This window comes from Roseibium sp. RKSG952, assembly GCF_009711355.1.
Map to the genome: position 1 here is coordinate 24,493 of NZ_SMMF01000939.1, position 14,176 is coordinate 38,668.

Here is a 14,176-nt window from a genome sequence, read left to right on the forward strand (position 1 = left end):
AGCGGCACTTCCCTTACGATACCGGAAGGAGCTGCCAACGTCTTTTTGGTCAAGAACAGTAAATCAGTTTCTGACGGTCGTATTGACAAAATCAAGGAGGTCCTGTGCCGGCAAGCCTTTGGAGGTCTGCTCCTTGATCCAGGCGTTTCGAATTGGAACGGCCCTCTCCTTGAACACTGCAACCTCATCATCAGAGAATTCGACCTGGACAATGCCACGTCTGTCAAGTTCCGGCCACCACTGGTCGTAAAACGCCTCGTGCACCGCCAAATAGTGGTCGAGCGCCGGACCGACCGAGTCATCCAGAGCCTGGCGGTATTCGTCCGGTAGTGCTTCGTAAGCATCAATATTGACGACCAGCGGGCAGGGACTTGTGCCAAAATTGAGGTTGCTGATCCACCAATCGGCAATCTCAATAGTCTTGTAGGACAAGTGTGCATAAGGTGGAAAGGCAACAGCCTCGACCAAACCGCTATCGAATGCCTGATAAACCTCGGGAGCGGTGACAGACGTCGGAATGGCTCCAGCTGTTTCCATCATCCGGGCATGACCGCCAACGGCACGTACGCGCATGCCGTCAAGATCAGAAATGCCGCCGGGCGGATCCCCCTTTCCGGCAAAAACAGACTGGGGTATCGGCGAGGGCATCAGCGGTTTCGCATTCCAGCGGGCCAGATCCTTTTGCACGGCCGGATGCCCATAGAGCGCATTTGATACTTCAACTCTCTCTTCAAGTCCGGAAATACCGAGAAACGGCAATTCAAGAACTGTCAGGGATGGCGTCTTGTCGGCATGATAGGACACACAGACCTGAGCCAGTTCAAATGCCCCGATAGATATCCCGTCAAGGTTCTCCCGCGCCTTCGAGAGCACTTCACCGTAATTCAGATTGATCACAAACTCGCCGTTGGTTCGTTTGGACACCTCCTCGGCAAGCTTTTCGACATTTTCGGTCAAGGCGCGGCGATTGCCCCACAGGGATGCGTTCCAGGTAACTTCGGCGGCAAATGTCTCTGCAACGAATACAAGTCCGAGAGTAACAGTCGTCACAGCCGCAACCGTATCTGTGATCCGCATGCAAATCCTCCCAGTTTCAAAGCCACCGAATCCGAAACCGAATGGCACAGTCACCAGTTACGGTTTGCCTTGATTAAGTCGATTTTTGACAGCATGCCGCCCACAGAACTAAGGAAGCAACAAAAAACGGACACCTCACACAAAAATACCCCAGAGGTAGCCTGACGATAAAAAATATAATCAACCCACATTACTCAAAAGAGCATGAATTATTTTAAGAATTGAAACAATGTTGGACAAACGCAGACGGACCGCATTACCTTCCGGGAAAAATATCCGAAGGACTGGAAACACCCATGGATTTTTTTCCAAGTGAAGAACATCAGCTGATACAGGCAACCGCGCGCAAGCTGTCCAAAGACCTGCTGGAGCCGAACGCCGAAGCGCTTGATCATGGCGAAGGCCGCGACACCCTGCTGGCCAACCTGAAGACCCTGGCTGAAAACGGCTTCATGGGGCTCAACCTTGCGGCCAGGTATGGCGGAACGGAAGCCGGGACCGTGAGTTTCGCGCTTGCCATCGAAGCACTTGCCCGTGGTTGCGCCTCAACGACCGTTACCGTTTCCGTCACCAACATGGTCGGGGAAGTGATCCAGGCGGTGGGGTCGGATGAGCAAAAGGCCGCCTATCTGCCCAAACTCAGCGATGGCACCTATCCGGCAGGCGCTTTCTGCCTGACGGAAGCAGGGGCCGGGTCCGATCCATCGGCCATGAAAACCCGCGCGGTCAAGGATGGAAACCACTATGTCCTGAACGGTACGAAACTCTATATTTCCTCCGCCGAATATGCGGGTGTCTTTGTTGTGTGGGCCGTGACCGATCCGGATGCGCCCAAGGGCAAGGGGATTTCGTGTTTTCTGGTCGAAGCGGACACACCGGGGCTGATCATCTCCAAGGCGGAAAAGAAGATGGGCCAGACGGGATCTGCCACCAACGAGGTCGTGTTCGAGGACTGCCGCATTCCGGCAACAGCCATGATGGGCGCTGAAAACGACGGCTTCCGGGTGGCGGTCGGAGAGCTTGCGGGCGGGCGCATCGGTGTCGCCTCGCTCGCGCTCGGGATTGCCAATCAGGCCATGGAAACCGCCAAACAGTATGTCAAGGAACGCGAACAGTTCGGGCGCCCGCTTGCCGACATGCAGGGCATTCAGTGGATGATTGCCGACCGGGAGACTGATCTCGAAGCAGCCCGGCTTCTGATTCTCCAGGCGGCAACGCTCAAGGACGCCGGGCAGCCCTTTTCCAAGGCCGCGTCAATGGCAAAGCTGTTTGCTTCCGAGGCCGCACAACGCGCGACCTATACGGCGCTGCAGCTTCACGGCGGGGCAGGCTACATCAGGGACTATCCCCTGGAGCGGTACGCCCGCGACGCGCGCATCACGACGATTTACGAGGGCACCTCTGAAATTCAGCGTCTGATCATTGCGCGCGAAACCATGAAGGCGGTCTGAACTGACCGCCGCAGCACCTACTGCAAGGCGCAATGCGGCCTTGCAGCCCACTCCGTTCGCGCCGTTTGATCCCGGTCAAGGCTGAAACCTCTTGCCAAGCCTAACGTCCTGTCACAGGTTGGCATCAAGGGACGCGACGGAGAGTTCCCTGCAAGGAGGTAAGTCTATGCCTTTCAAAGATATTCTGACAGTCGTTGATCTGGCCGGATCCCAGGCGGCCGCGAAATACGCCCTGGAACTTGGACGCCACTTCGATGCGCATGTGACCGGTCTGGCCATTGCGTTTGAACCTGTTGTCCCCGCCTTTGCCGCGGCCCCCATGCCGGTCGACTATCTGGAAGCCGCCCATGAACAGGCCGTCAACGCGGCCAAGGACTGTCAAAAGCAATTCGATGAACTTGCCCGTCTTGCAGGCACCAAATCCGAAAGCCGCATTGCCGAGATCCTGACCGGCGGCCCGCTGGCCGGTGTCATGCAGCATTGCCGCCCGACCGATCTGGTGGTGATCGGCCAGGTCAATCCGGACAGTCCCGAACCCATGCGGGAACTGCTCATCGAAACCGTTCTGTTCGAGAGCGGCGTCCCGGTCCTGCTGATCCCCTATATCGGCGTCAAGGATTACCAGCCCAAGCATGTTCTGGTCGGATGGGACGGCAGTTCGACCGCGACAAAGGCGATCCATGCGGCGCTGCCGATACTGGAGCGCGCCGACAAGGTGACCGTGCTTGTCATCCAGAAGAACGAACCGAGCGACGGACAACCGGGCGCGGACATTGCCACCTATCTCGCCCGCCACAACATGGATGTCACAATCGATGTGGTCACCAATCCGCAAACTGCCATCGCCGACACGGTCCTGAACTACGTTTCCGACAATGGCAATGATCTTGTGGTGATGGGCGGGTATGGCCACAGCCGCATGCGGGAGTTCCTGTTTGGCGGCGCAACCCGTGAAATCCTGTCTTCAATGACAGTGCCGGTGCTGATGGCCCACTAGGGCGCTTGGCCAGTCCCATTCGAAAGGCGCATGGCGGCATATGGGAGGGCCGGCATGCGCAACAGTTTTCACCCCGGTCCTGTTCTATGGTACCAACACCGTGAGGCGGCGTCTTGACGATCCGAAACCTCGAGGGCTTTTTTGCCCCAACCTCCCTTGCCGTGATCGGTCCTCCCCGTCACCCGGCGGAGGCGACAGCAAAACTGCTTGAGGTGCTGGAAAGCAACCCGGCGTCCTTTCCGATTTTCACCATCGATCTGCCGACACGCTCGGAACGGTTCAAGAAAGTGTCTTCGATCAAGGCGCTGCCAATCGCTCCGGATCTCGCCATTTGCCTCGGGCCCAAGAAGTCGATCCCTAAAACCATTGCGCGGCTGGCAAAGGCTGGAACGCGGGCGGTCCTGCTTTGGTCTCCGGGCTTTGCGCACTGGCCGGAAGACCTGCTTCAGGCCTGCCGGGAGGCCGGACGCCCGACCAGTCTCAGGCTGATCGGACCGGGGAGCCTCGGCATGGCTGTCCCGGCGACCGGTCTCAACGTACTCACCTCCGCGCGCCCGCCGATCAAGGGCGACATCGCGCTGATTGCCCGCTCCAGTGCCGTCCTGAATGCCACCCTCACCTGGGCCGAACGGCACCAGGTCGGCTTTTCCGCCGCCGTCTCGCTCGGCGCCCGCACAGATGCGGATGTTGGCGACCTGATCGACTATTTTGCCCAGGACCACCGGACCCGCGCCATCCTGCTGCATCTGGAAGGCATTTCCACGCCGCGAAAATTTCTGTCCGCAGCGCGTGCCGCTGCCCGCAGCAAGCCGGTGATCGTCATCAGATCCGGAAGAAGCCGGGACATCGTCGGAACGGGCCGGACCCATGCAGGCCGGCTGGCGGACCCGGATGCGGTCTATGAGGCCGTCTTCCGTCGCACCGGGCTGATGCGGGTCGACGACTTCGACGAGATGTTCGAGGCGGTGGAAACCCTGTCCCGTATCCGTATCCCTAAAAGCGAGGCATTCGCGGTCGTCGCGAACGGGCGGAGCCTCGCCAGCCTCGCGACCGACCGTCTGCTCGACATGGGGGGACGGCTCGCAAGCCTGTCAGATGACACGCTAAAGGCGCTGCAGCCCCTGGTGCGGAGGGGCGTAAATGTCACCGACGCCGCGCCGGTCATCTTGTCGGAGCACGTCCCTCGCGAGGATCTGAAAGCAGCCATCGGCATCCTGCTGGGAGATCTGGCCGTCGACGGCGTTCTGGTTCTTCAGGCACCGAGCCTGTTCACACCGATTGAAACCACTGCGCAAGCCATCGCGGATGCCGCCGAGGCCGACAAGAAACGCAGCGGCCGCAAGAAAGCCCTTGTCGCCGGACTGATTGGCGCGAGTTCAAGCCTGCGCGAGCATCTCGACGCAGCCAAGGTGCCCTCGTTCCGGAGCCCGGCCGGAGCGGTGCGCAGCATGATGCATATCGCCCAGGACGCACGCTCGCGTGACTTTCTGATGGCCGCACCCCCAAGCCTGCCCGCGGATTTTGTGCCCGACAGCACCGGGGCGCGCCGCATCGTCGAGCGCGCCCTGTCCGCCGGACAGACCTGGCTGGCGCCGGATGACGTCTCCGCGATCCTGTCCGCCTACCACATTCCGGTCATCGCGACCCGTCTGGCGAAGACGCCCTTAGAAGCGGCCAGTCTTTCAGAGAGCTTCTTCAAGTCCGCCCGGCACGCCGTGGTCAAGCTGATCTCGCCGGACCTGCCGTTCAAGTCGCGGATCGACGGCGTGCGGCTCGGGATTGAAAGCCCAGCAGGCGTCGCAGCTTCGGCCGAAGAACTGATTTCCCAAACCCGCCGCATCTTTCCCCATGCCGAGATCGCCGGGGTCAGCATCCATCCGATGCTGGAGGACCGCCATGGACTGGAACTGTTCATGGGGCTGGCCGACACACCGTTGTTCGGTCCGGTCATCGTGTTCGGCCATGGCGGAACGTCTGTTGAGGACAGCGCGGACATCTCTATCGAGTTGCCGCCGCTCGATCTGAACCTCGCCCATGCTCTCATCAACCGGACCCGGATCGCCAAGCTGCTCGATGGCGGCAGCACCCGCCCGCAGCTGGATCGGGATGCGCTGGCGCTGGCACTCGTAAAATTGTCGCAGATCGCAATCGATATCCCGGAAATCATCGAACTCGATATCAATCCGATCATCGCGCGGCAATCCGGCATTCTGGGTCTGGATGCGCGCATGACCCTCGGGCGGCCGACGGAACATCCCGGCCGCGCAGGCAAGTCGCGTCTGGCCATTGCCCCCTATCCCAAGGAGTGGGAACAGACGCTTTGCTTGAAGAACGGCAAGTCCGTGTTTGTCCGGCCCGTGCGTCCGGATGACGAAGACCTGTTCCGGACATTTTTCGAACATGTTGCGACGGAAGACCTGCGGCTCAGGTTCTTTGCGCCGGTCCGGGACTTCAGCCACCGGTTTCTCGCCCGCCTCACCCAGCTGGATTATGCAAGGGCGATGGCCTTTGCGGCACTTGACCCGGAAACCGGCAGTCTGGAAGGCGTGGTCCGGCTGCACGCGGACCCGGATCACCAGACCGGAGAATATGCGGTCATGGTGCGATCAGACCTCAAGGGCCACGGCCTGGGTTGGGCGCTGATGAAACTGATCATCCGCTATGCCACGGCCGATGGCATTTCAACAGTCAAGGGAGAAGTGCTGAAGGAAAACACCTCGATGCTGTCCATGTGTCAGGCACTCGGGTTTTCGGTCAGCACCTCCGGGGATGACCCCGGAATTGCCGAGGTCACGCTTAATGTTGCCGATCTTCCCGAAGACGACGCCTAGCCTCGTTACCGAGCTTCCGCCGCCGATCTGATCTGGCTCAGGGAGGCAGACGGCGTGATCGCTTCCGGATCGAGTATCAAGTGCAAGAGCGCAGGCTTGCCGGATCGCTGCGCACGTTCGAAAGCCGGTCCGAAGTCCTCCGTGGTTTCAATCGTCTCCGCATGTGCTCCGTAGGACCGGGCAAGCATGGCAAAGTCCGGATTGACCAGATTTGTCGCAGACACGCGGCCGGGATAGATCTTCTCCTGATGCATCCGGATCGTCCCGAACAAGCCATTGTCGATGACCAGAAGCATGATTGCGGCCCCCTCCTGACAGGCAGTGCCAAACTCCTGCATGGTCATCTGCACGCATCCGTCACCGGCAAAACACACCACCGTACGGTCGGGGAATGCCAGCTTTGCGGCAACGGCAGCCGGCAGACCGTATCCCATGGAGCCCGACGTTGGAGCCGCCTGGGTTGCATACTTGCGGAAGCGGTGAAAGCGGTGCAGCCAGGTGGCGTAATTCCCCGCGCCATTGGTGAAGATAGTGTCATCAGGCAAACTCGCCTCGATCCAGTCCATCACACCGGCCATCTGCAAATGTCCCGGAGTTTGCGGACGCGTACCGGACCATTCCAGATAGTCTGCATGCGCTTTGGCCGCGACACCGGCGGATTTGAGTTCGCGCGGTGGCTGAAGTCCTTCGGCTGCCTTGCAAAAGGCGGTCGGGCTGGCATGGATCGCAAGCGAGGGCCTGTATACCCGGCCGAGCTCTTCCGCATCGGGATGCACGTGGACCAATGGCTGATCGGGCTCGGGGATTTTCAGCAAGGAATAGGACTGGCTTGGCATCTCCGACAAGCGGCCGCCGACCAGAAGGACCAAGTCTGAATTCCTGATTCGGTCGGCCAGTTTCGGATTGATGGCGATCCCGACATCCCCGGCATAGTTCGGATGCAGATTGTCAAACAGCATCTGGCGGCGGAAGGAACACGCCACCGGCAGCTCGAACCGCTCGGCAAACCGGGTAAAGGCGGCCACAGCCTCTTCCGACCAGCGGCTGCCACCAAGAATGGCAATCGGCCGACTGGCAGCCCAAAGCCTCTTTTGCAGGTCCGCCATCACATTGAGGCCGGGCTGGGTTTCAATCTGGGACCAGGGGGCCGGTTGCGGCACCGCCGCCACCTCCACCAGCATGTCTTCGGGCAGGGCCAGCACGACCGGCCCGGGCCGGCCGGAGGTTGCCGCGTGATAGGCCCGCGAGATGAATTCCGGAACACGGTCCGCATGGTCGATCTCGGCCACCCATTTCGCCATGCCGCCGAACATCTGGCGGTAATCGACTTCCTGAAACGCCTCGCGTTCGCGCATCCCGCGCTCGATCTGACCGATAAACAGGATCATCGGGGTTGAATCCTGCGCTGCCACATGAACACCGGCAGCGGCATTGGTGGCACCGGGGCCGCGCGTCACCATGCAGATCCCCGGGCGCCCGGTCAGCTTGCCATGAGTTTCGGCCATCATCGCCGCACCGCCCTCCTGGCGGCAAACGGTTACCGGAACATCGGCATCATGAAGGGCGTCAAGAACAGCCAGATAACTCTCACCGGGCACGCAAAAGACCCGGTCCGCCCCATGCACTTCAAGCGCGTCCACCAACAGCTGGCCACCGGTCTTTGGTTTGATCTTCATTCCAGCCATTCCTGATCCCTTCGCCCGGAAAATCGCCCCTGCATAAAGTGCAAGGTCAAAACCATCGATATTCCGGTTCGTTATAGCCGAGAATGGGTACCCGCGGCAGCCGAAGGCTTCGGCCTTTTGGCAATGAGGTCATTCCGGACCGGAACGCGGGCGCATACGAAAATGGCCGGAGCGATGCTCCGGCCAGACGCCTTTTTTAATGGTGCTCAAATGCTCAGATCGATTGGACCGTCACCACCTGGAACGTATGCAGGTCGCCGTCCTCATCCTTGATGGAGACATACTCCCCCGGATTGAAGGCATGCGCTCCAAACCGGTAGCCCGCCTCGTCATCATCGTCGCCGTCGACATCGTACCGGAATGCCCAGGATCCGCCCGGCCGATGCACCAAATGACCGACCTCCTCGGCTTCATCGCCCCAGAACCTGCGGACGCGGCAATGGTCGCGTTCGGTCTTCCACATACCGGCATCGATATGGCCCGTCTCGTCCAGCGGCGCGGTAAACTCATAGCCATGATGTGCCGACCCGTTCGGATAGTCTTTCGTCCGCGCCAGGTTCAGCCTGATCTTTTTCAATGCCGGGTAGTCGCTCACAACGCTTCTCCATCATTCGATTGTCTTTGTGACCTTGCCACAGCCAACGATTTGCTCATTGACGAATATCAATAGAAATGACACTGCAGCTGCAAGCAGCAGAAACCGCAACGTCAGTCCGTGGCATGCAAAGGAGTCCATATGACCGTCAGCCATCCGGCCATTTCGCAGGAAGAGGTTTTGACATTCCTGGCAGACCTGCCGTCGGCGGAGGGGGTCACCAAAAATATGGAGAGGATCAACACCCATGCCAATACGGTGATCCTCAACGGCAAACGCGCCTACAAGGTGAAGCGCCCGGTTGCCTTCCCGTTTCTCGACTATTCGACCCTTGCCCTGCGCGAAAACGCCTGCAAGCGGGAGATCATCTACAATGCGCCACAAGCACCGATGATCTATCGCGAGGCCCTCCCCGTAACGCTGGAAAGCGATGGCAGCCTCGCGTTGAGCGGCAATGGTACGCCTGTGGAATGGGTCGTGGTCATGAACCGGTTCGACCACCGCGAGGAACTCGATGAGCTGGCGGACAGAGGCCCTTTTTCCAATGACCTTGGCCAGGATCTGGCCGCCATGATGGCGGACGCACATTTAAAGGCATCTGTCCGGGATGCCGGCGGCTTTCTGGAAGACCTCGCTGATTACATTAAGCAGAATGACGAAGCGTTTCTCGGGTTTCCTCATCTCTTTGACGCTGGCATTGTCAAAAAGCTGACCAGTGATGCCCGTCGTGTGCTCGCTGAAATTTCTCCCCTGATACGGCAGCGCGGCCAAGCCGGCCTCATTCGCCTGTGCCACGGGGACGCCCATCTGCGGAACATCGTTCTGATCGGCGGCAAGCCGATCCTGTTCGATGCCGTCGAGTTTTCCGACGCGATCGCGACCGGCGATGTGCTTTATGATCTGGCGTTCCTGCTGATGGATCTGTGGGAACGGGGTCAGCCCGCCTGCGCCAATCTGGTGTTCAATCGCTATCTGGACACAACCCACCGCCCGGAAGATCCGGAAGGTCTTGCCGCCCTGCCCTTCTACCTGATGATGCGCGCCGCAATCCGTTCCAAGATTGCCGCGAGTGCTGCGGGAAACCAGACCGATCCCGCCCGCAAGGCAGAGCAGGAACAGCAGGCGAGAAAATACTTCGATCTGGCGCAGGCGTTTCTGGAACCGGGCGAGCCGGAACTCGTGTGCATTGGCGGTCTGTCCGGCACCGGAAAGACCACGCTTGCCTACGGTCTCGGGCCCCGTACCGGCGCAGCTCCGGGTGCCCGTGTCTTGCGCACCGATGTCGAGCGCAAGGCCGGACTTGGACTGGCCGAGGCTGAGAGGGCTCCGGCATCCGCCTACACGCAAGCAGCTTCAGATGCAGTCTATGCGGCGCTGGAAACCCAGGCCCACGCGCTCCTTTCGGCCGGTCATTCCGTCATTCTCGACGGTGTCTTTGCCAGGGAAGACGAACGGGCGCGCTGCGAAGTGATCGCGGGCCGGGCCGGGGCCGGTTTTTGCGGCCTCTGGCTGAGCGCCCCGGAAGACGTGATGGTCAGCCGCGTGGACACACGGGCATCGGACGCATCCGACGCAACAGGTGAAATCGTCAAAAAGCAACTGGACTATGATCTCGGCATGATCAGCTGGACCGTGATCAATGCCGCACAGGACCGGGAGCGCACACTGGCAGCAGCCAGTGCGGCACTCCGGAAATGCGGCATCCTTCAAGCCCCATAAGCGCGGAATGCGGCCGCAGCCAGAATGGCACACAAGACCGCCGCATATTCCTTGCGCAGGGAGGCCATCACGGCAGCGGAGACGCCAAGTGCAAACAGAACGGCCACCCCGCCCTTTGCCGCAATCGGCAGGATGGTCGAGACGATAATCGCCCCCGGAAGGGCCTCAAGCGCCCGGCGGCCGCGATCCCTCAGCGGAACCCGGCCCATGATCCAGTAGCCACCTGCCCGCATGGCATAGGTGACCGCTGTCATGGCAACAACGGCCAGAACAAAGACCATGTCGGCAGAAAAGAGCGGGTCAGTCATCAAGATAGGCTCCAGCTGCTGCCCCTGCGACGGCACCGGTCACAATGCCCCAATGCCCGCCAAAGATCTGCCAGGTCGCAAGCGACACGAGACCGGCCACGCCCCAGCTGAGGGTCTGGCGTTTTCCTTTCCAAAGCGGCACGAGAAGCGCCACAAAGAAGGCAGGCAGCACCACATCCAGCCCCCAGGCGCGCGGATCGGACACAAGGCTGCCCAGAAAGTAGCCGGGTACGACCGCCAGCGACCAAACCGACCACATGAACAGGCCACTGCCAAGATAGATCCCCCAGTCCCGTTCCCCGGCATCATATTCCCGGATCGAGATCAGCCAGTTCAGGTCGGTCAGAAAGAACAGGGACGGATATGTCTGCCGGGCCGGAAGCTGGCCGAGCCAGGGCCTGAGGCTGGCCCCGATCAAGAGCATGCGCATGTTGACGGCCGCAACGACACCGGCCATGGCCAGAACAACGCTTATGGTGACGGGATCACGGTAGACTTCCATCGCCACGAATTGCGACGCACCGGCAAAGACAAACGAGTTGATCAGAACGGTTTCCAGAAAGGTGAGCCCGTTTTGGGACGCAACGGTTCCGAAAACCGCGCCGAAGACCACAGTGCCGGGAAGTCCGGGCAGACACATGGCCGCACCGCGCCAGCAGCCCTGGGTGGTGAAATGAACAGTTTTTTGGGTCATGATCCCTGTTGGGTATCGGGTCGAAATCGATACGGATCATGACTGCAAACCGGCATTACGACCAACGAAACATCTTCATGGAATTGTTCTGTCCCGTTGATCGATCGGTGAGTTCAGGGGCCAAGTGCACCTCGATACAGGCTGTTCAAACTCAAGCGCCATTTCTCGGGGAAGGCCTTCAAGGGCGTTTTGTGCCTTTGAAGGCTTCCGCACGGTTTTGACATAATGGATTGATTGTCAAGGGCGCCACGCGCCGCGGCTGGGTCGCTATCCGCTCTGTACGCTCGCTCAAAAGAAGACACCGTAAAGCATGCGCACGCCTGTAATCCCGAGGAAAAGGGCAAAAACCAGCTTCAGTTTCGACGGATCAATCGTGTGCGCAATCCTGGCACCCAGCGGTGCCGACAGGGTCGAGGCCGGGATGATCAGCAGGAAACCGATCAGGTTGACATAGCCGAGCGAGAATGGCGGCAGACCGGCAGCCCCCCAGCCGAAATAGACTGACAGGAATGTGCCGGGTACAGCGATGATAAGTCCGATCGCAGCCGATGTTCCGACAGCCTCCCGGATCGGGTAGTTGAACAGGGTCAGCGCCGGAACACCGAGGGTTCCCCCGCCGATCCCCATCATGACGGAAATCCCGCCGATCAGCGCGCCGATAATCTCCTTGAACGGAGACCCGGGCAACTTTTGCGCAAGCGCGGCGCCCTCCTTCCGGAACAGCATGTTCGCGGCAACAACCAGAGCCACGACGGCAAAGACGGCCGTCAACGCACCGCTTGACAGATTGCCTGCAAGCGATGCTCCGGCAATCACCCCGATGGCAATCGCCCACCACCACGTTTTCAGGAGATCCATATCGACGCTGCCGCGCTTCCAATGCGCGCGTGCCGACGATGTTCCGGTTGCAAGGATGGTGGCAAGTGAAGTGCCCACCGCCACATGCATCAGAACCGAGGGGTCGATCTTCAGGGCGGTGAACATGTAGTAGAGGACCGGCACGATAACGATACCGCCGCCAACCCCGAGCAAACCGGCCACGATCCCGGCAACGACCCCCGTCGCCACGAGAGCCAGGGCCAGCAAGCCCAAGGACAAAAAGCTCAAGTCTTCCAAACCGGTTCCTCCCTGAGAACTGCATCAGGGCACCTTACCGGCAAATCCCGGACACGCCAGAGAGAAAGCCTCCCCACCAAAGGGCTGGGCGCGCTTTCCCGCATCCACCTTAATAGCGGTCAAACAATCAGCAATGTCGGGAAAATAAAGATGGTACAGACGAGTGGATTCGAACCACCGACCTTCGGAGCCACAATCCGACGCTCTAACCAACTGAGCTACGTCTGCCTATATCGAAGTGCCGCGGAACATAAGCGTGTTTGCCCCGCGTTGCAAGGCCGTCTTCTAACGCCGTTTCGATTGACCGGCAAGGCCGTGAAAAAACATTTTTTTGAAACGTCCACTGCAAAAAACAACCCCGCCGCAAGTGGCGACGGGGCAAATACCGGCCGGAAACCGGTCATAGCCTTAAGCGGCTTTCAAATCCTTGAAGGATTTTTCCATCGCATCCTTCATCGGTGCCGTCACATCGGTGCCGAACTTGGTCGCGATTTCCTGCATTTCCTTGGCTTGCGAGCTGAGCGTGTCGAATTGCGTGCGGGTGAAAGTGGACTGCAATTCGATCGCTTCGGCAAGGGTCTTGGCCGCCATCATGTCCTTGATGAACGCGAACGTTGCATCGACATTGGCACGCGCCGCATCGACAGCCTTGTGGTTGAAGTCAACCATTCCCTGACGGGAGGTCTCAAACGTGTCTTCCATCAGGTCGCTCGCGTCTTCAGCGGCGGACTTCACCTTGGAATAGGCTTCACGCGCCTGCTCGATGCCCTTTTCGGTTGCTTCGCGGAAAGCCGTCGGGATTTCCACCTTCGGCATTGCAAAGGCCTCGAAGTCCGGGAAACCAGCAGCGGCGGTCTTGGTGGTCGCCTTGGCGGTCCGCGGCTTGGCTGCCGGCTTGGTAGTGGTCGTGGTTGTCGTCTCGCTCATGATCTCATCTCCTTCATGCCGGATGCGATCATCAATGCAATTCCAACTCGCAGGTAAATCTCTGCCGAGCCATGTCGTCATCCGCAGTCAGTAACGTAAGTCATCACCTGCTGCATTGCAACATTTTTTTGCACTGCACAATAAGAAACAGCCCCGGAGTTCCGGGAATGCCGTCAAGGCTCCGGAACCACCCCGGATCGGCACCGGAAGAGCGCGAACTGGCGAATGCTCCTCCGCCAGTAGCGTTGATCATGCCTATTTCGGCTTGACGACCTTTGCCGCATCCTGAGCTGCCTTGGTGGCCGTTTCCGACAGGTCTCGGGCCTGCTCTCCAAGCGATTCCATCTGAGTGCGCACGTAGTCCTGCTGCACGCTCATCATTTCTTCCAAGTTTTTCGCCTGAACCATCTGTTGCGCGAATTTGAAAGCCGCGTCCATATGCTCTTCCGCAAAGGAAAGAGCCTTGCGGTTCACATCCGTTGCCCCGCTCTGCATTGCATTGGCGGAATCTTCTGCAGTGGAAACCGCCTTGTGGGTCACGTTCATGAAATCGTCGAACGCCTTCCGGGCCTGGTCCACGCTTTTTTCAGCGAGATCACGCATTTGGTCGGGAATCTCGAAACCATTCTTGTCAGTCGCCATGTGTCCTGTTCCTTACAACTCGTGCCACATCGGCAAGGCCCGGCACGCATGGCCCCTGGCCTCCCGGGAAAGTCGTAACACGCAACAATAGCCGCTTCAAACGAACCTTTCCGAATTAACTACACTTTCATCTA

Annotated in this window: 12 protein-coding genes and 1 tRNA gene; 4 read left to right on the forward strand and 9 right to left on the reverse strand. The window is 59.6% G+C overall.

The window, feature by feature from the left end; all coding sequences use genetic code 11:
* Window positions 1-63: 63 nt before the first annotated feature.
* The gene (locus E1297_RS27645; RefSeq protein WP_155143933.1) at window positions 64-1,077 is read right to left on the reverse strand and encodes a C4-dicarboxylate TRAP transporter substrate-binding protein; all 1,014 of its coding nucleotides are present in this window, start codon (window positions 1,075-1,077) and stop codon (window positions 64-66) included.
* 296 nt (window positions 1,078-1,373) lie between these two features.
* Here E1297_RS27645 and E1297_RS27650 point away from each other — a divergent pair, with 296 nt between their 5' ends.
* The 3 genes from E1297_RS27650 (at window position 1,374) to E1297_RS27660 (ending at window position 6,356) form a co-directional block, all read left to right on the forward strand.
* Window positions 1,374-2,528: an acyl-CoA dehydrogenase family protein gene (locus tag E1297_RS27650; protein WP_155143935.1), complete on the forward strand. Its 1,155-nt coding sequence runs from the start codon at window positions 1,374-1,376 to the stop codon at window positions 2,526-2,528.
* 166 nt (window positions 2,529-2,694) lie between these two features.
* Complete coding sequence (locus tag E1297_RS27655; RefSeq protein ID WP_155143937.1) at window positions 2,695-3,525, forward strand: universal stress protein; 831 nt, start codon at window positions 2,695-2,697, stop codon at window positions 3,523-3,525.
* Between the two features lie 113 nt (window positions 3,526-3,638).
* Window positions 3,639-6,356, forward strand: coding sequence for a bifunctional acetate--CoA ligase family protein/GNAT family N-acetyltransferase (locus tag E1297_RS27660; RefSeq protein ID WP_155143938.1), 2,718 nt, complete (start codon window positions 3,639-3,641; stop codon window positions 6,354-6,356).
* Between the two features lie 5 nt (window positions 6,357-6,361).
* Here the strand turns inward: E1297_RS27660 and E1297_RS27665 are convergent, their stop codons facing one another.
* Complete coding sequence (locus tag E1297_RS27665; protein WP_196223420.1) at window positions 6,362-8,041, reverse strand: thiamine pyrophosphate-binding protein; 1,680 nt, start codon at window positions 8,039-8,041, stop codon at window positions 6,362-6,364.
* 214 nt (window positions 8,042-8,255) lie between these two features.
* Window positions 8,256-8,636: a hypothetical protein gene (locus tag E1297_RS27670; protein WP_368669703.1), complete on the reverse strand. Its 381-nt coding sequence runs from the start codon at window positions 8,634-8,636 to the stop codon at window positions 8,256-8,258.
* A 141-nt stretch (window positions 8,637-8,777) separates the two neighbouring features.
* Between E1297_RS27670 and E1297_RS27675 the strand changes: the two genes are divergently transcribed.
* Window positions 8,778-10,355 carry a bifunctional aminoglycoside phosphotransferase/ATP-binding protein gene (locus E1297_RS27675; protein ID WP_155143942.1) on the forward strand — a complete coding sequence of 526 codons (1,578 nt, stop codon included), beginning with the start codon at window positions 8,778-8,780 and terminating at the stop codon, window positions 10,353-10,355.
* On the opposite strand, the gene E1297_RS27680 is transcribed toward E1297_RS27675, so the two are convergent.
* The 6 genes from E1297_RS27680 to E1297_RS27705 form a co-directional block, all read right to left on the reverse strand.
* Window positions 10,343-10,663 (reverse strand): AzlD family protein, encoded by a 321-nt coding sequence (locus E1297_RS27680; protein WP_155143945.1) that lies wholly within the window; start codon window positions 10,661-10,663, stop codon window positions 10,343-10,345. The two genes, E1297_RS27675 and E1297_RS27680, sit on opposite strands and share 13 nt — an antisense overlap.
* The gene (locus E1297_RS27685; RefSeq protein ID WP_155143948.1) at window positions 10,656-11,357 is read right to left on the reverse strand and encodes an AzlC family ABC transporter permease; all 702 of its coding nucleotides are present in this window, start codon (window positions 11,355-11,357) and stop codon (window positions 10,656-10,658) included. The genes E1297_RS27680 and E1297_RS27685 overlap by 8 nt, the downstream gene beginning before the upstream one ends.
* 288 nt (window positions 11,358-11,645) lie before the next feature.
* Window positions 11,646-12,473: a sulfite exporter TauE/SafE family protein gene (locus E1297_RS27690; protein WP_155143950.1), complete on the reverse strand. Its 828-nt coding sequence runs from the start codon at window positions 12,471-12,473 to the stop codon at window positions 11,646-11,648.
* Window positions 12,474-12,624: 151 nt separating this feature from the next.
* Window positions 12,625-12,701, reverse strand: a tRNA-His gene (locus E1297_RS27695).
* A gap of 180 nt (window positions 12,702-12,881) precedes the next feature.
* Complete coding sequence (locus tag E1297_RS27700) at window positions 12,882-13,400, reverse strand: phasin (protein WP_155143951.1); 519 nt, start codon at window positions 13,398-13,400, stop codon at window positions 12,882-12,884.
* Window positions 13,401-13,655: 255 nt separating this feature from the next.
* Window positions 13,656-14,042: a phasin gene (locus E1297_RS27705; RefSeq protein ID WP_155143952.1), complete on the reverse strand. Its 387-nt coding sequence runs from the start codon at window positions 14,040-14,042 to the stop codon at window positions 13,656-13,658.
* Between the last annotated feature and the right edge of the window lie 134 nt (window positions 14,043-14,176).